This is a genomic window from Paenibacillus sp. J22P143, from assembly GCF_059692035.1.
In genome coordinates, this window is record NZ_JCAUAQ010000009.1 from 103,436 (window position 1) to 121,203 (window position 17,768).

General features: G+C 43.8%; 14 protein-coding genes, 1 tRNA gene and 1 riboswitch. Of the genes, 12 read left to right on the forward strand and 3 right to left on the reverse strand.

Annotated features, from left to right (window positions below):
• Nucleotides 1-31 precede the first annotated feature (31 nt).
• A complete protein-coding gene (gene metE / locus AC58PQ_RS15425) occupies nucleotides 32-2,332 on the reverse strand; it encodes a 5-methyltetrahydropteroyltriglutamate--homocysteine S-methyltransferase (protein ID WP_497242920.1) in 2,301 nt (766 codons plus the stop codon).
• A 150-nt stretch (nucleotides 2,333-2,482) separates the two neighbouring features.
• Nucleotides 2,483-2,683: riboswitch (cobalamin riboswitch) on the reverse strand.
• Between the two features lie 163 nt (nucleotides 2,684-2,846).
• Nucleotides 2,847-2,920 (reverse strand) — tRNA-Arg (locus tag AC58PQ_RS15430).
• Nucleotides 2,921-3,084: 164 nt separating this feature from the next.
• Here AC58PQ_RS15430 and AC58PQ_RS15435 point away from each other — a divergent pair.
• From AC58PQ_RS15435 to AC58PQ_RS15460, 6 genes are all read left to right on the forward strand, one after another.
• Nucleotides 3,085-3,996 (forward strand): hypothetical protein, encoded by a 912-nt coding sequence (locus AC58PQ_RS15435; RefSeq protein WP_497242922.1) that lies wholly within the window; start codon nucleotides 3,085-3,087, stop codon nucleotides 3,994-3,996.
• Between the two features lie 110 nt (nucleotides 3,997-4,106).
• Nucleotides 4,107-5,408, forward strand: coding sequence for a trigger factor (gene tig, locus AC58PQ_RS15440; RefSeq protein ID WP_497242924.1), 1,302 nt, complete (start codon nucleotides 4,107-4,109; stop codon nucleotides 5,406-5,408).
• A gap of 195 nt (nucleotides 5,409-5,603) precedes the next feature.
• Nucleotides 5,604-6,194, forward strand: a complete 591-nt coding sequence (gene clpP / locus AC58PQ_RS15445) for an ATP-dependent Clp endopeptidase proteolytic subunit ClpP (RefSeq protein WP_028556985.1) — start codon at nucleotides 5,604-5,606, stop codon at nucleotides 6,192-6,194.
• Nucleotides 6,195-6,206: 12 nt separating this feature from the next.
• Nucleotides 6,207-7,475: an ATP-dependent protease ATP-binding subunit ClpX gene (clpX, locus tag AC58PQ_RS15450; protein ID WP_497242927.1), complete on the forward strand. Its 1,269-nt coding sequence runs from the start codon at nucleotides 6,207-6,209 to the stop codon at nucleotides 7,473-7,475.
• Nucleotides 7,476-7,572: 97 nt separating this feature from the next.
• On the forward strand, nucleotides 7,573-8,673 hold the full coding sequence (gene ispG, locus AC58PQ_RS15455; protein WP_497242929.1) for a flavodoxin-dependent (E)-4-hydroxy-3-methylbut-2-enyl-diphosphate synthase: 1,101 nt from the start codon (nucleotides 7,573-7,575) through the stop codon (nucleotides 8,671-8,673).
• 214 nt (nucleotides 8,674-8,887) lie between these two features.
• A complete protein-coding gene (locus tag AC58PQ_RS15460; protein WP_497242931.1) occupies nucleotides 8,888-9,691 on the forward strand; it encodes a divergent polysaccharide deacetylase family protein in 804 nt (267 codons plus the stop codon).
• A gap of 1 nt (nucleotide 9,692) precedes the next feature.
• On the opposite strand, the gene AC58PQ_RS15465 is transcribed toward AC58PQ_RS15460, so the two are convergent.
• On the reverse strand, nucleotides 9,693-10,373 hold the full coding sequence (locus AC58PQ_RS15465; RefSeq protein WP_497242933.1) for an N-acetylmuramoyl-L-alanine amidase family protein: 681 nt from the start codon (nucleotides 10,371-10,373) through the stop codon (nucleotides 9,693-9,695).
• Nucleotides 10,374-10,565: 192 nt separating this feature from the next.
• Between AC58PQ_RS15465 and lonB the strand changes: the two genes are divergently transcribed.
• From lonB to AC58PQ_RS15495, 6 genes are all read left to right on the forward strand, one after another.
• On the forward strand, nucleotides 10,566-12,284 hold the full coding sequence (gene lonB / locus AC58PQ_RS15470; RefSeq protein WP_497242935.1) for an ATP-dependent protease LonB: 1,719 nt from the start codon (nucleotides 10,566-10,568) through the stop codon (nucleotides 12,282-12,284).
• A gap of 256 nt (nucleotides 12,285-12,540) precedes the next feature.
• Complete coding sequence (gene lon / locus AC58PQ_RS15475) at nucleotides 12,541-14,892, forward strand: endopeptidase La (RefSeq protein WP_497242937.1); 2,352 nt, start codon at nucleotides 12,541-12,543, stop codon at nucleotides 14,890-14,892.
• 17 nt (nucleotides 14,893-14,909) lie between these two features.
• Nucleotides 14,910-15,560 carry a ribosome biogenesis GTP-binding protein YihA/YsxC gene (gene yihA / locus AC58PQ_RS15480; RefSeq protein ID WP_497242939.1) on the forward strand — a complete coding sequence of 217 codons (651 nt, stop codon included), beginning with the start codon at nucleotides 14,910-14,912 and terminating at the stop codon, nucleotides 15,558-15,560.
• Between the two features lie 244 nt (nucleotides 15,561-15,804).
• Nucleotides 15,805-16,392, forward strand: a complete 588-nt coding sequence (locus AC58PQ_RS15485) for a non-ribosomal peptide synthetase module (protein ID WP_497242941.1) — start codon at nucleotides 15,805-15,807, stop codon at nucleotides 16,390-16,392.
• Nucleotides 16,393-16,700: 308 nt separating this feature from the next.
• Nucleotides 16,701-17,108 carry an adenosylmethionine decarboxylase gene (gene speD, locus AC58PQ_RS15490; RefSeq protein WP_056610310.1) on the forward strand — a complete coding sequence of 136 codons (408 nt, stop codon included), beginning with the start codon at nucleotides 16,701-16,703 and terminating at the stop codon, nucleotides 17,106-17,108.
• A gap of 120 nt (nucleotides 17,109-17,228) precedes the next feature.
• Nucleotides 17,229-17,765 carry a hypothetical protein gene (locus AC58PQ_RS15495; RefSeq protein WP_497242943.1) on the forward strand — a complete coding sequence of 179 codons (537 nt, stop codon included), beginning with the start codon at nucleotides 17,229-17,231 and terminating at the stop codon, nucleotides 17,763-17,765.
• Nucleotides 17,766-17,768: the final 3 nt, after the last annotated feature.

Below are 17,768 nucleotides of genomic sequence, written 5' to 3' on the forward strand. Positions count from 1 at the left end.
AAGCAGCAGGGGTGCTTTTCTTATACATTTCTTAGGAAGGGATAAGTTCACTTCGGCTTGCTCTAAACAGTTTAGCTGCCTCAACCATCACGCGTAGAGCAGCGATAGTCTCTTCTTTTCCTCGTGTTTTCAAGCCGCAGTCCGGATTAATCCAGAATAGTTCAGGCTCTAGCACCTGAAGAGCACGCTCAATCATTTCTACCATTTCAGTTACGGAAGGGACTCGCGGACTGTGAATGTCATAGACACCAAGCCCGATCCCTTGGTCATACGTATGCTCCTCGAAGCTATGGATCAGCTCACCGTGACTTCTCGAGGTTTCAATAGAGATAACATCAGCGTCTAGCGCGCGGATGGCGTCAATAATATCATGGAACTCGCAGTAACACATATGCGTATGAATTTGCGTCTCATCACCGACTGTTGCTGTGGACAAGCGGAAGGCGAGTACAGCCCAGTCGAGATAAGCTTGCCAGTCTCTTTTTTTCAAAGGTAAACCTTCTCGCAACGCAGGCTCATCTACTTGAATCATCTCAATACCCGCTTTTTCGAGTGCTTCAACTTCCTCGCGTAGAGCAAGTGCGATTTGGTAAGCAACCTGTTCGCGGGAAATATCACTTCTCACGAATGACCAGTTAAGAATCGTGATCGGACCTGTCAACATGCCCTTAACCGGTTTCTCAGTAAGCGATTGGGCAAACTTCGTCTCTTTGACCGTCATCTCTTGCACGAATTCTACATCGCCAAAAATAACTGGCGGTTTCACGCAGCGAGAACCATAGGATTGAACCCATCCATTCGAGGTAAAAGCAAACCCATCCAGCTTTTCACCGAAAAACTCAACCATATCCGTACGCTCGAATTCTCCGTGTACAAGCACATCTAGTCCAAGCTCTTCCTGTAACTTAATCCATTCCGTAATCTGTTCTTGAATGAACGACTCATATTGCTCAGGTGTCCATTCGCCGCTGCGCCAATTTTTACGAGCGTTACGGACCTCAGCTGTTTGTGGAAATGATCCAATCGTCGTAGTTGGCAGGAATGGAAGCTGCCATTTTGCTGCTTGAAGGCCTCTGCGCGTTGTGAAGCTGCTATTTCTTTCATGGCGCTGTTGCCCGATATTCGCGATCGCTTGTTGGACAATAGCTTTATTCCGATAGGAGGAAGCATTAAGCTTCGCGATCGCCTTTTGGTTGATGTCTAATTCCAATCGAATGGAATCTTGGCCGTGTTGAAGAGCTCTTGTCAAAATCGAAAGTTCAGTCAGCTTTTCTTCCGCAAATGCTAGAGCATCCCGCAATACAGGCTCAAGCTTATTTTCTTTACGGGTGGAAACAGGAACATGCAGCAGGCTGGATGAAGGCTGCAGCAGCATGCGCTCATAAGGAACGATTGCTTCAAGTTGAGCAAGGAAATCAAGCTGCTTACTCAAATCCGTCTGCCAAATATTGCGTCCATCCACAATGCCAACGCCAAGCACTTTATCCGCTGGGAAGCCATGTGTCTGGAGATGACTCCAGTTCAACTCATATCCATGGATAAAATCAAGTCCAATCCCATGAACGGGAAGGGAAATAAGATCCTGGTATTGATCAACGGCATCGAAATACGTTTGAACGATGATTTTAAGAGTCGGCGCAGCTGCCGTCAGCGTCGCGAAGATGTGCTTTACACGTCCTAAATCTGTTGAGCTTAAAGACTGCACAAGAATCGGCTCATCGATCTGTACCCATTCCACACCTTCCTCTGCCAGCTCCGTCAAAATACGTGAATAGAGCGGTAGAAATAATTCGATTAGGCTATCGATTTCATTTGTTTTATACCCCTTAGCTAGCTTAAGGAAAGTAAATAGGCCTAGAACCACAGGCTTCCCATGAATGCCCAGCTTTTGCTTAGCCTCTCGATAAGCCTCAAGTGGCTTGTTGATCGTAAGCGCTGGCTGTGCATCCTGTAATTCAGGAACGATGTAATGATAATTGGTGTTGAACCATTTGGTCATTTCACAAGCTGTCGCCCCTTGACTGCCGCGAGCCATCGCATAGTAAGTGGCAAGTGGGACTTCGCCGCCTTCATAGGGGAAACGCTTTGGAACGAGTCCGAACATGGTGGATGTGTCCAGCACGTGATCATAGAGGCTGAAGTCACCTACAGGGATAAGGTCAATACCTTTTTGCTGCTGCAGGCGCAGGTTATGTAGACGGATGTCTTCGATTTGCTTTGTAAACTCACTCTCGTCTAGCTTGCCTGCCCAAAAGGCCTCTAACGCTTTCTTCCACTCGCGGTTCTCGCCAATTCTTGGATATCCTAAATTACTGCTTAATAGTGCGCACATGGGGTAATCCTCCTCAATTTTTGCTTGTGTACGAATCCCGGAAAATCAAAAAAGGGCATCTCTAACCTTAATAAAAAAGGTTAAAGATACCCTGTGTATGTGTATACAGTGTTTACGATCTCTAACACCTCCCTATCTCCCGTAGGTAAAACAGTGCTGTCAGAATTAGGCAGGTCTCCTGGCTCCAGAATCCTCGTCAAACGCTCGCCTTCCCGATCTTTCGATCAGTGGCACCGGTGGCGTCGACTCCTCTGTTACAGTGGCGGGACCGCGTCGGTATTACACCGAACTTCCCTTTTAAGCTCTAGTCAAATGTGGCATGACCAAAGCACCTATTCCCACAATATGCAATTGATGAATACTATACATGAAATCCAAGCGTATGCAAAGACTTTGTTTTCGACTGCTTTTGTTTGAAATTATTCCTTATTGAAAATAAAAAAGTGAGCCGTTATTCCTTATGAATAAACAAAAAAAAGACCGCGATTTCTCGCGGTCTTTTCTCTAACTGCAACGTCCCAGGAGGGATTCGAACCCCCGACCGCACGCTTAGAAGGCGTGTGCTCTATCCAGCTGAGCTACTGAGACCCATGTCACTTCTTACCGCCTGGACTTAATCCGTTTGGCGAAGCAAGAGTTATAATATCATATCGTTTTGTAGGAAGTCAACACTTTTGTTAATATTTTTTTTGCAATCATTTGGATGATGGAGTAAACTGGCACAAACAAGACCATGAACAGAGGTGATCCCTATGTCAGACCCTACTTTGGATAATGTCATTCTTTTTCCTAAAACAGAGAAGTTCTATGAAGACGAGTTAACGAAGTTGTTACGCTCCGAGCAATATAAAGAAGCGCTAGAGATGCTTACTTTTCTGCTGCAATTTCCCAATATCGATGCGAATAAGTCTGATCAATGGGAAGCCCTGCGCCACTGGTTGCTCACCATGTTTCCAGAGACCATGTTTCCATCAACAGAAACAGAAGAAGAGGATTCAGAGGAAGAATCTGCTTTAATGCGGCAATACATTCATGACAAGGCTGCTTCGGATGATGGGGCTTTTGTGATGAAGCTTCAAAAGATGCTTCAAGAAGGATCGCTGGAGGGACAAGTGAGTGCCTTGGAGCAGCTTGCTTATATCGAGCAACCTGAGGTGAGCCAGTACGTGAAGACCTGGCTTTGCGAAAGGGCAAGACACCCTCATCTTCAATTCAAAGCCCTTCAAACGCTTAAACAGATGGGGGAGCATGGCTATATCGAGTTTCCCAAGAATGGTAAAACCGTTCTCGTCGAAATTGATGAGACGCCGCTAACAGCGGAGGATTTTCCATTACGAATTCGTGATATGATTCGCAGAGTCGGGGACATTAGTGAAATAAGCCAGCCTGACTTTGTCTACTTTGCTACCCAGACTTGGCAGGAGTTTCTTGCCTATGCGTATGGAACTTCGATATACGCTGAGTTACTAAGGACAGAAGAAAGTGCGGTAGACGTGTGGGCCTCCGCGCTGCATGCGATTTTGCAAGATAAATTGTTTGGTACGGTTGATCGCGATGAGTTGTTAGAGATCTATGGAATTGTGGATGAGATGACGTTGCAATGGAAGCGGGCGCACAACGTGCTTACCGCATTTGTTAAGCAATTTAGCCCTGATCCTAGCTAAGAACAATGCTCGCTTGAAATGAAAATGTTATATGGTATAATAGAATGGTTATAATGAGCTTAACGTGAAAAATATATGTCATGGTACATTTTTGGAGGGGAAGGCATAAAATGAAAGCAAGTTGGGAAAAAATAGAGAAGAACGTTGGCGTTCTTGAAGTTGAAGTTGGGGCAGAACGTGTAGCAGATGCTTTGGATAAAGCATTTAAGAAGGTATCAGCGAAAGTGAATGTTCCAGGATTCCGTAAAGGGAAAGTGCCTCGTTCAATCTTTGAAGCTAAATTCGGTGTTGAAAGCTTGTATCAAGATGCACTAGATATCATTTTGCCAGAAGTTTACGTAGAAGCGATTGAAGAGGTTAAAATCGAGCCTGTTGATCGTCCTGAAGTAGATGTTGAGCAATTTGGTAAAGGTCAAGTCTTGAAATTCAAAGCTAAAGTAACAGTTAAGCCTGAAGTAACGCTTGGCGATTACAAAGGAATCGAAGTAGAAGCAGTTAACGCTGTAGTTTCTGAAGATGAATTGAATGAAGAGCTTGCACGTTTGCAACAACGTCATGCTGAATTGGTTGTTCTTGAAGAAGGACAAGCTGCTAACGGCGATGTCGTTATCATCGATTTCGAAGGATTCGTTGATGAAGTAGCATTCGAAGGCGGTAAAGCGGAGAAGTATTCCCTTGAGCTTGGATCCAACTCTTTCATCCCAGGTTTTGAAGAGCAACTCGTAGGTCTTGGTAAAGGCGAAGAGAAAGACGTTAATGTTAGCTTCCCTGAAAACTACCATTCCGAAGATCTGAAAGGCAAAGCAGCTGTGTTTAAAGTGAAACTTCACGATATCAAACGCAAAAACCTGCCTGAGCTTGATGATGAGTTCGCGAAAGACGTAAGTGAGTTCGATACACTTGTCGAGTACAAAGAAGAGCTTCAAAAACGTATGCAAGAGCGCAAAGCGAAAGATTCCGAAGCTGCTCTTGAAACTGCGGTTGTTGAGAAAGTTGCTGCTAACGCAGAAGTTGAAATTCCAGGTTCGATGGTTGAAGCTGAGCTTGATATCATGGTAAAAGAATTCGAAAGACGTCTTCGCTCCCAAGGCATGACGCTTGAAATCTACTACCAGTTCTCCGGCCAAAACGAGAGCGCGTTGAAAGAACAAATGAAAGAAGATGCTGACAAGCGTGTTCGTAACAACCTTGTTCTTGAAGCTATCGCAGCTGCAGAAAAAATCACAGTTTCCGATGAAGAAGTTGACGCGGAACTTGAGAAATATGCACCGTCTTACCAAAAATCAACAGCTGAGCTTCGTGAGCTGTTTGCATCAAACGGATCGCTTGAAGGTCTTAGCAATGATCTAGTTATCAGAAAAACGGTTGATTTCTTGCTTCAAAATAGCAAGCATGTTTCCGCAGCCGTGTAAATAAGGTAAGTAAAGGCACGTACGCAAGCAACGTGCCTTTCTTTTACCCTAATTTACGTTTAAACTCCTTAGTACATACATATTACCGCTTACATAGCTGATTTCAGAAAAATGACATTGTTGCCCAATCGTGTTAAACTGTAAGTGAATCTCAAATGAGAGAACATGGCGATTGCCGCAAAAGGAGTTGGTACAATGAGTCTTATTCCTATGGTTGTAGAACAAGAGGCTCGTGGGGAGCGTTCCTACGATATCTACTCGCGTTTACTTAAGGACCGCATAATCTTCATCGGGACCGCTATTGATGACGATGTGGCTAATTTGGTCATTGCCCAGCTGCTCTTTTTATCCGCCCAGGACCCTGAAAAAGATATACACTTATATATCAACTCACCTGGTGGGTCTGTTACGGCTGGAATGGGTATCTTTGATACCATGCAGTTTATTAAACCGGATGTATCTACGATTTGTGTAGGTATGGCCGCAAGTATGGGTTCTTTGCTTTTGACAGCAGGAGCCAAAGGTAAGCGATACGCGCTGCCGAATGCAGAAGTAATGATTCACCAACCGCTCGGCGGTGTTAGAGGTCAAGCAACCGATATCAAAATCCATGCGGATTGGATTATCAAGACCAAGAATAAACTCAACCAGATTTACGTGGACCGAACGGGACAGCCGCTTGAAAAGATCGAAAGAGACACCGACCGAGATAACTTTATGAGCGCTGATGAAGCGAAGGCATATGGGTTAATCGACGAGGTTATCACTCGAAACGACTTGAAATAAAGGAGTGATCCCATGTTTAAATTTAACGATGAAAAAGGCCAACTCAAATGTTCCTTTTGTGGAAAATCCCAGGACCAAGTTCGCAAACTTGTTGCCGGACCGGGAGTTTACATTTGTGATGAATGCATAGAGCTTTGTACGGAGATTGTGGAAGAAGAATTAGGGCATGAAGAAGAGCTAGATCTGAAGGATGTTCCAAAGCCAAAAGAAATTCGTAATATTTTGGATCAATACGTCATTGGTCAAGAACAAGCGAAGAAATCGTTGGCAGTTGCGGTATATAACCACTACAAACGGATTAATTCTCAGAACAAGCTTGAAGATGTAGAGCTTCAAAAAAGTAATATCGTCCTTCTAGGGCCAACAGGTAGTGGTAAAACACTTCTTGCGCAAACTCTTGCGAAAATTTTGAATGTGCCTTTTGCAATTGCGGACGCAACTTCCTTAACAGAAGCTGGTTATGTGGGTGAAGATGTAGAGAACATCTTGCTCAAACTCATCCAAGCTGCTGATTATGATGTTGAAAAAGCAGAGCGCGGCATCATCTATATTGATGAGATTGATAAAGTTGCACGTAAATCCGAGAATCCGTCCATTACACGCGATGTTTCCGGTGAAGGTGTACAGCAAGCTCTTCTCAAAATTCTTGAAGGCACAGTAGCTTCCGTACCTCCGCAAGGTGGTCGTAAGCATCCGCATCAAGAATTCATTCAAATCGACACGACGAATATTTTGTTTATTTGTGGTGGAGCTTTTGATGGTTTAGAGCAAATTATCAAACGCAGAATCGGTAAAAAAGTCATTGGTTTTAGCACAGATGGAATGAAAGTTGACCTGAAACCAGGTGAATACCTATCTATGGTCCTTCCTGAGGATCTATTGAGATTCGGATTGATTCCGGAATTCGTAGGTCGTTTGCCGGTCATTTCAACACTAGAGCCGCTTGATGAAGCTGCCCTTGTGCGTATTCTTTCCGAGCCTAAGAACGCGCTTGTGAAGCAATACCAGAAGATGCTCGAGATGGATAACGTATCGCTTGAATTCGACGCAGAAGCACTTGATGCTATTGCCAAAGAAGCGATTAAGCGGAATACCGGTGCTCGTGGTTTGAGAGCCATCATTGAAAGCATTATGCTTGATGTGATGTTTGAAGTTCCTTCAAGAACAGATGTATCTACCTGTGTCGTTTCCAAAGAAACGATCCAAAACAAGATCACGCCTGTTCTGACAACCAAAGAGGGTGCACAGCCATCTGGTAAGAAGAAGGAAGAAAGTGCTTAACCTATAATTTAATAAACTAACAGGCAGCCTCCAATCCGATTTCCAATTCTGGGAATTGGAGCGGAGGATGTTTGGTGTCATGGGGAGAGGAACCAAAATGTTCCATAGAAGAGATACTAGAGCCGTGCGTGTAGGCGATCTAACGATCGGTGGCAGTAACGAAGTGATCATGCAGAGCATGTGCACAACGAAAACGGCTGATGTGAAAGCGACAGTAGCGGAAATTCTTCGCCTAGAAGAAGCAGGCTGCCAGCTAGTACGTGTGACCGTAAACAATAAAGAAGCCGCAGAAGCCATTAAGGAAATCAAGAAGCAAATTCATATTCCACTTGTCTCAGACATCCACTTTGATCATCGGTTGGCACTTGCTGCGATTGAGAATGGGATTGACAAAGTGCGTATTAATCCAGGTAATATTGGTCGCCGTGAGAAGGTCGAGGCGGTTGTTAAGGCATGTAAAGAGCGCGGAATTCCGATTCGTATTGGTGTTAATGCGGGTTCTCTTGAGAATCATCTTCTTGAAAAGTATGGGTATCCAACGCCGGAAGCTATGGTGGAAAGTGCCTTGTTCCATATCAATATTTTGGAAGAACTCGATTTCCATGATATTATCGTATCCTTGAAGGCTTCTGATGTCCCTATGGCCATTGCTGCGTATTCACAGGCTGCGAAGGCGTTTAACTATCCGCTTCATCTTGGGATTACAGAAGCTGGGACGCTCTTTACAGGGGCTGTGAAGAGCGCTGCTGGGATAGGAACTTTGCTGAATATGGGTATCGGGAATACGCTTCGTATTTCTTTGAGTGCTGACCCCGTAGAAGAGATCAAGGTCGCAAGAGAGCTGCTCAAGACGTTTGGTTTGATTACGAACGCCGCGACGCTGGTTTCCTGCCCGACTTGTGGTCGCTTGGATATTGATTTATTCTCAATCGCGAATGAAGTTGAGGATTACATTGCCAAAATCAAAGTACCTATTAAGGTTTCAGTTTTGGGTTGTGCCGTGAATGGACCTGGTGAAGCGAGAGAAGCGGATATTGGTATCGCGGGAGCTCGCGGAGAAGGCATGTTGTTCCGTTATGGAGAGATGATTCGTAAAGTTCCTGAGGCTGAACTACTTACGGAGTTGAAAAAGGAAATTGATATTATTGTGGCTTCCTATGAACAGACTGGGGTCATTCCTGGACGCAAAGAACATTAAGTGAATACAACAAATACAAACCGTTAAAGAACTCAACCTTGAGGACTTTAACGGTTTTTTTGTATGCCTATGTCTAAACGCATATTTGATGAGGAAGAGAAGCATAATGAGTAAAACTGGAAAGCATGGCTCAATTTACAGTAAGACTTTCTAAAGCAATAGCTATGCTTACGAAGCCAGTTTTCTGACGAAAACCTTTAAGGAGGAGAAGAGGATGAAGTTGTTTCCAACATTTGCAGGTTGTCGACAGGTGGCGCTTACCCTTATTGCCGGGACTATCTTGATAATTAATCCAGGGTATTCAGGGGCAGAGCCCGGTTTGAACCTGCAGCAGTCTACGGGACCTGTGACGAAGAAGGTAGCCATCGTCATTGATGACTTTGGTAATAACATGGAGGGTACTGCTGAAATACTGAAGCTGCCCATTCCCTTCACAGTGGCTGTCATGCCCTTCCTGCCCTCAACCAAGCAGGATGCACAGCTAGCTCATGACAGAGGACTAGAGGTTATCCTGCACCTGCCAATGGAGCCTGTAAGAGGGAAGAAGAGTTGGTTAGGTCCGGGTGCCATAACAACGGACTTGTCCAGCGAAGAAATTCATAAACGCATGGTTGCAGCGATCGACGATGTTCCTTTTGCCATAGGTATTAATAATCATATGGGCTCCAAAGCGACAGCGGATGAAAGAGTAATGAAGATCCTTATAGAGATTTGCAAAGAACGAAATCTGATATTGCTGGATAGTCGGACAACGCCGAAGAGCTTAATTGGCAAAATTGCAGAATCACGTGGCGTACCGCATGCAGACAATCAGCTATTTTTAGATGATTTGTATACGTACAGTCATATTAATAAACAAATGGTCAAGCTTAAGAAATTAATTCATGACAAAGATGAAGTGATTGCTATTGGACATGTCGGGCCTCCTGGGAAGAAGACGGCACATGTGATTAAAGAGGCAATTCCAAGTATTCAAAAGGAAGCAACCTTTGTCCCCATTTCACAAATGGTCAAATAGGCTACTTCGGATGAGTCATAGTGAAATATTGCTCGACCGCTTGTGTAATCGCCTTAGCAAGTTTGGATTGATGATGACTATCATTCAACAGTTTGCGATCCGACTTATTGGATAGAAATCCGAGTTCAACGATGACGGTAGGGCATTTTGTGTATTTGATTACATGATACTTTTTACCAAGAACTGGGAGCCCTTCCGTACCGTAGACTTGATTCAAAGCATCTTGTAGTAGACTTGCTAGCAAAATACTTTCAGATTGATTTTGATAAATAACAAGCGGACCTCGTGTACCCGATTTTTTGGACCAATTGATATGCAGACTAAGCATCATACTCGGCTTAATTGTGTTGGCAAGTCCAGAACGTTGCGCCAGATCTTTGCGGTGTCTGCCCCCGTAGGACCACTTGTTATCATCACTCAAGGCATAATCCTCGGTTCGATTTATGATAACCCGATAGCCTTTTTTTTGAAGAGACTTATATGTTTTCTTGGCGATAGCAAGATTCATATCTTTCTCTTCGTATTTGCCAACCATCGTTCCGCTATCGATTCCGCCATGTCCAACATCCAGAATCACATCTGCAGAAGGAAGCAAGGGATCGTTAGTAGACGCAGCAGCAGTATGAGAGTTTGGCGCACAAAGAATTAGTGCAAGTACGATAATCAATAGGGTTTGCTTCAAATCTCGCCACATCCTTTTTGCAAGATATCTACCCTTATCCTTCTTCCGCAAGAAGGCTATCATACGTGATGCAAAAGTTTGCATGGATTGGATTAACCTTCTTTTACACGGGAATAATGGAAATTAACAAAAGCAGATAGGTTAGAAATATATGTAAATAATCTAAGATGGCGTGTTTAAGGAGGTCAAAACATGAGTTTAAGTATCATTTTAATGGTAATTCAAGTGTTTTTTGCAGTTGTAATCGGGTTGTATTTCTGGAATTTGCTGCGAAATCAACAGACGAACAAGTCTGCAGTGGATAGAGAGTCAAGAAAAGAATTAGAAAAACTACGCAAATTGAGATCCATTTCATTAACCAAACCTTTATCGGAGAAAACAAGACCTTCTAATATGCAGGATATCGTTGGCCAAATTGAAGGTTTGAAGGCGTTGAAGGCGGCACTTTGTGGTCCGAATCCTCAACATGTGCTTATTTATGGCCCCCCCGGCGTTGGGAAAACGGCAGCAGCGCGCGTCATTTTAGAAGAAGCTAAAAAAAATCAAGAGTCTCCTTTCAGGCCTGATTCCAAGTTTACAGAGATTGATGCTACGACAGCTCGATTTGATGAGCGAGGTATAGCTGATCCATTGATTGGCTCCGTCCATGACCCTATTTATCAAGGAGCCGGAGCGATGGGAGTTGCCGGCATTCCTCAGCCTAAACCGGGAGCTGTAACTAAGGCGCATGGCGGAATCTTATTCATTGATGAAATTGGTGAATTGCACGCAACGCAAATGAACAAATTATTAAAGGTGCTCGAAGACCGTAAGGTGTTCTTGGAGAGCGCGTATTACAGCTCTGAGGATGCGAATATTCCAGGATATATCCATGATATATTTCAGAACGGACTGCCGGCTGATTTCCGTTTAGTTGGAGCGACAACTCGCACACCAAGCGAGATTCCTCCGGCGATTCGTTCGCGCTGCTTAGAAATTTTCTTCCGACCCCTTCTGCCTAGTGAAGTAGGAGAAATTGCACGGAAAGCTCTTGATAAAATTGGTTTCAAAAAATGTGAAGATGCCATAAATGTTGTGACCAAATATGCAACGAATGGTCGCGAGGCTGTGAATGTGATTCAATTGGCCGCGGGCATCGCTTTAACAGATAAGCGGGATGAGATCACGGCAGCAGATATTGAATGGGTTGTGAATTCATCCCAAATCCCACCTAGACCAGAGCGCAAAGTTCCTGCTCAACCGCAAATTGGCTTCGTAAATGGCTTGGCTGTCTACGGCCCTAATTTGGGCACACTATTGGAGATTGAAGTTACTGCTATTCCCATTGCTGTTGCTGGTACAGGGAAATTCAATATTACGGGTGTTGTTGATGAGGAAGAAATGGGTGGGGGTTCTCGGACGATTCGTCGTAAAAGCATGGCCCGAGGTTCTGTGGAAAATGTGTTGACTGTTCTTCGTAAGTTAGGTTTTAATACGTCAGATTATGATCTGCATATTAATTTTCCTGGCGGTGTGCCGATCGACGGACCATCCGCAGGTATATCGATGGCGACGGCGATTGCCTCTGCCATACATAAAATACCTGTAGACAACAAACTCGCAATGACTGGTGAAATGAGCATACATGGGAAAGTGAAGCCTGTTGGCGGGGTTGTGGCTAAGGTAGAAGCGGCTTTCCAAGCTGGTGCAACCCGAGTGATTATTCCCAAGGAGAATTGGCAAGCGCTGTTTGTAGATTTACCAGGTGTTGAAGTTGTCGCGGCAGATACGATTGAGGAAGTGCTTGCAGCAGCACTAGGCATTGAGCTTCATGATAATGTGATACCATTACCTTTCTCTATGGAAAGAACCATTCCGGCTACTACTTTACCCATTCTACATGCGAATTCACAGCATACAATTGACTCTTAAAGGGAGACTTTTTGTTAGCTAACATTTCACGTTAGCTCTCAATTGGTGTTTTGTTTAGAGTTTTGTTAAAATGTAAAGGGCAACGCAGGGAGAAAATCCCACATAGATAAAATAAACGGCTACGACGTCCTCTACGGACGATCGCGTTTATCAAAAAATATAGCCAATGTAATATGTGAAACAAATGCTTTCTACTATTTCAAGGAGACACTTTGAACGCTAGTTCAAGTATCCCTATTATTTGGAGGTGCAGAGGATGGGGCCTGGAAAAATGAAGGTGCGCAGATTGCCGTTATTGCCTCTTAGGGGACTGCTGGTCTATCCGAGCATGGTTCTACACCTGGATGTAGGGCGAGAAAAATCGGTGAAAGCACTCGAGCGGGCAATGGTGGATGACAGCATGATTCTCCTCTGCTCTCAATCAGAGATCAATATAGAAGAACCAACGAAAGAGGATATTTATCGCATCGGAACCATTGCTAAAGTGCGGCAAATGCTCAAGTTACCGAATGGTACGATTCGCGTTCTAGTAGAAGGCGTATTACGTGCAGAAATCGTTGAATATTTGACGAATGACGAGTATTACGAAGTTACGGTAAAGGAATTACCGGAGCAAGAAATTTCGGATCCCGAGATCGATGCTTTGATGAGAAGCGTACTAAGTCAATTCGAGCATTATATCAATTTATCCAAAAAAGTAACGCCAGAAACGCTAGCCGCGGTATCTGATATCGATGAGCCTGGTCGCTTGGCTGATGTGATTTGTAGTCATTTATCGCTTAAAATCAAAGATAAACAAGATATTCTTGAGACCGTTGATGTACGAGAACGGCTCGAGAAAATGCTGAATATTTTGAACAATGAGCGAGAAGTACTAGAACTCGAACGCAAGATTAGTCAGCGTGTGAAGAAGCAAATGGAGAAAACGCAGAAGGAATATTATCTCCGTGAGCAGATGAAGGCGATTCAGAAGGAACTTGGGGATAAAGAAGGCCGTGCTGGGGAGGTTGATGAATTACGTAATCAGCTGACCGAAGCAGAGCTTCCAGATAAAGTGCGCGAGAAGGTTGAGAAAGAGATTGATCGACTGGAGAAAATGCCTGCAACCTCCGCAGAGGGGGGCATTATCCGCAATTACATCGATTGGTTGTTGGGGCTGCCTTGGCACAAGCAGACGGATGACGATTTGGACCTAGATAAAGCAGAAGAAATTCTAAATGAGGACCATTTTGGTCTCGAGAAGCCGAAAGAACGGGTGCTGGAGTACTTAGCTGTTCAGAAGCTAGTTAAGAAGCTTAAGGGCCCAATCTTATGTCTAGTAGGTCCTCCTGGGGTAGGTAAAACCTCGATTGCACGTTCCATAGCTAGATCTATGGGAAGACAATTCATACGTATCTCGCTTGGCGGCGTTAGAGATGAAGCTGAAATTCGCGGTCATCGTCGTACTTACGTCGGCGCTATGCCTGGTAGAATCATTCAAGGAATGAAGAATGCAGGTGCGAATAATCCCGTGTTCTTGTTAGACGAAATTGACAAGATGGCGATGGATTTCCGCGGAGATCCTGCCTCAGCCTTGCTTGAAGTTCTGGATCCCGAACAAAATAGCACTTTTAGTGATCATTTCATTGAAGTACCTTTTGATTTATCCAATGTGATGTTTGTGACCACGGCAAATGCTGTGCATAATATTCCTCGTCCTCTGTTAGATCGGATGGAGGTTCTATATATTCCAGGTTATACGGAGATTGAGAAGCTCCAAATTGCCAAGAAATATTTACTTCCTAAACAGAAACGTGACCATGGTCTTGAAGAAGAGCAGCTCATCGTTGATGAGGCCGCATTGATGAAGATCGTGCGCGAATATACGCGAGAAGCAGGCGTGCGTAATCTAGAACAGCAAGTTGCAGGTATGAATCGTAAAGCAGCTAAAAAGATCGTATCTGACCCTGAAACGCCTGTTCATGTAACAGAAGAAAACTTGACCGACTATTTAGGTCCCGTCAAGTATAAATATAATGTTGCTGAAGAGAAGGATCAGATTGGTGCAGTTACTGGTCTTGCTTGGACAGAAGTAGGTGGAGATACACTTGTCATCGAGGTATCTGTCTTGCCTGGCACTGGCAAGTTAACCTTAACGGGTAAGCTAGGGGATGTCATGAAGGAATCCGCTCAAGCGGCTTTCAGCTATACACGTTCGCGAGCAGATGTCCTTGGCATAGCTTCTGATTTCCACGAGAAAAATGATGTTCATATTCACATTCCTGAAGGAGCAATTCCGAAGGATGGTCCCTCAGCCGGTATTACGATGGCAACGGCGTTAATTTCCGCTTTGACCAACATTCCAGTCTCTCGCTTAGTCGCGATGACGGGAGAGATAACGCTCCGCGGCCGTGTCCTTCCAATCGGGGGCTTGAAGGAAAAGGCATTAGCCGCGCATCGTGCTGGTATTCGTACGATCCTTCTTCCTCAGGACAATGAGAAAGACATTATCGAAATTCCAGAAAGTGTCCGCACGGAGATGACCTTCATCCCCGTCAGCCATATGGATCAGGTGCTGGAACATGCGCTTATTAAAAATAAGCCGACGGCTAACGTCGGATCGACTTAGAAAGTAGTTGAACATTCATGAAAGTCAATCAAGCTGAGTTTATCATCAGTGCGGTTGGACCTAGCCAATATCCAGAGGATGCCTTGCCAGAGATAGCGCTGGCAGGGCGTTCTAATGTCGGGAAATCGTCACTCATTAACTGTTTGATTTCTCGTAAAAACTTAGCTAGAACCAGTTCACAACCGGGCAAAACGCAAACTCTTAACTATTATAAAATTAATCAGGACTTATATTTCGTTGATCTTCCCGGATATGGCTACGCAAAGGTATCCAAAACCAAGCGTGAGCAGTGGGGCAAATTCATTGAAAGCTATTTATTGAATCGTGAGCCTCTGCGCCTTGTGATGCAGTTAGTCGATCTTCGACATCCGCCATCCAAAGATGATCAAGCGATGTACGAATGGCTTCGCCATATGGATGTACCTGTTCTTGTCGTTGCAACAAAAGCGGACAAGATCCCCAAAAGCAGATGGCCAAAACACTTGAAAATTGTGCGTGAAACATTAGGGATGGATAAAGGGGTTCAGCCACTTATGTTCTCATCTGAGCTAGGACTTGGCAAAGATGAACTGTGGGGAATTCTAGAGCAAGCGATAGCTTACGGCGCGCCGGTACCTGAAACCAACGAAGAACTTACAACTGCTGTAACCGATCCTGAACCGTCCTAATCATAGGGCGGTTTTTCTGCGTAAATGAGCGAATAGCTTTCAAAGATAGAGGAAATCAAAAAGAAGCATACAGGAAAGTGAGGTAATCTGGGGGAAATTTGATGGCATTCCAGATTATCAAGCTTTTTTCAGAATATTTGGCTGATTATCATGAATTGCGGGCAGGAATATTCGCGGGTCATGTAGTATAATAATAAACAAGGTAATAGTTAATGGCTTGAAAACAAAGAATCGAGGGATTTTTATGGCACAAAGGTTAGCGACTGAATATGTCAAAACCTGCCTCCAGTTAACAGAAGCCGATATGTTGAAGTTTTTTCAAATGTTTGTGGATCATCAAGTGACCCTGCAAGTCAAAGTTTTGGAAAACGGGAATCAAGAGGTTGTTTTTCAAGATGGAGAAGGTCAAGAAATCGTCCTTTCATTTGAAAAGAAATCGGGCCTATATGAATGCACAGGATCCTGCAGATTAAGTAATACCTTATTAGCTAACATTATGCGTAAAGCAGTATCGGAATTCAAAGGCAGTGCAAAAGTCAACCGAATTTATCGCAGCTACACCATGGTTTATTATTATGAGCGCGGAACGGTTGTGAAGATCGAGGAAATCAAAGGTCAATTGGTAACGATTATTTATGAACATAAAGATACCATTGGACTCTTGCAAGTGATGTTCCAGAAGAGAGAAGTTGAACAAGAAATTGAAATGATCCATGATCAAATCAATCATCTTCTTGATATGCGCAACATGCTGCAGACAAAGAATGAACACGAAGAAATTGACATTCGCCTCAATGAGCTTACACATCGTTTGTTCGTTTTGGAGGCATAATCACTCATACATGAAATAATTTTGGAGACCCATTTTTGGGTCTCTTTTTGTTTTGACGCACACGCAATGGCTTAACGACATAATTTAGATATGGCGTCCGTGTGACAGATGACGTTGCAGCAAAAAAAAGTATTGCATTTATCGTCGATAGATGTTATTTTTATTCTCGTTGAAACAATATAGGAACCAGGATTCACTCAGGACATTGAATGTTGCGAGAGATTATACCCTCGGGAAGTGAATGACGTAGGTCCTAGCGGATGAAATTTTTTTCACACATTTTATTCCTAGGAAGGGGGAACCGAAAGATGGAAACAGAATACTCAACTTTCGGAAGACACGTTGCTGTTGATACTTGGGGGGTAGATTTTGAACTTCTGAACAATGCAGAATGGCTGCAAGCTCAGATGGTTGAAGCTGCCGAAGTATGTGGCGCAACTGTTTTATCTGTACAATCCAAGCAATTCGAACCACAAGGAGCAACAGTACTTGTTATGTTGTCCGAGAGTCATCTCTCCATTCATACTTATCCTGAGAGAGGTTTTGCCGCACTTGATTGTTATACATGTGGCGAGACAGTCGACCCTCAATTAGCAATCGACTTTATGGTATCCGTACTAAAACCGGAAACGTTCTATGCGAAGAAACTTGTTCGCGGAATGGGTGAATTACAAGTAGAAACTCCTGAAATAAAGCAAGCAGAGCTTGTTAAATAAAATTCTGCACCTTACCATAACGATAACCACGGAGAAATCCGTGGTTATTTGTTTGTTCAGATACCCATACAATGATATTGGTGATACATGTCCAATTCATTTGGAGTGGGGGAAGAGAGCTTGAAGCAAAAATTAATAAGAAAAATGATTGTGTATGGTGTTGTATTCTTTCTGATCATTTGGCCTATTTATCAACTTAGCCAAATGTTAGGTCATCATAAGGAAGATCATGATGCCACACATTTATTATTCCAAGTATCCTTATTTCAAATGGAAATTTTGAATAGCAGCTTAGAAGAAGCATCTCAGAGTAAAAATACGAATGAGCTGAATCCGGTGAAGCAAGCGCTGTATTCAGCAGAATACACGCATGAGCGTCTGATTTTAGCGGCAGGAGGAAGTGAGGAGTTGACTTCCCTAAGCTTCATGACGCAATTAAGCCAATACATACAGAGGTTGCAGCTTGGGGGAGCCAGAGCCTTGAAGGCTGACGAGACCCAAACGCTGAAGGAAACCCAGAAGCAATTTGGCAACATGTATGAGGCCTATGAGAAAATGATGGCGTCTAACGGAGATATTATTTCATCTCAGAATGCGGAGTTATCGAAACTAGATCGCGATCTGACGACCTTTTTAAGAAAAAAAGGGCTTCAATAGGGT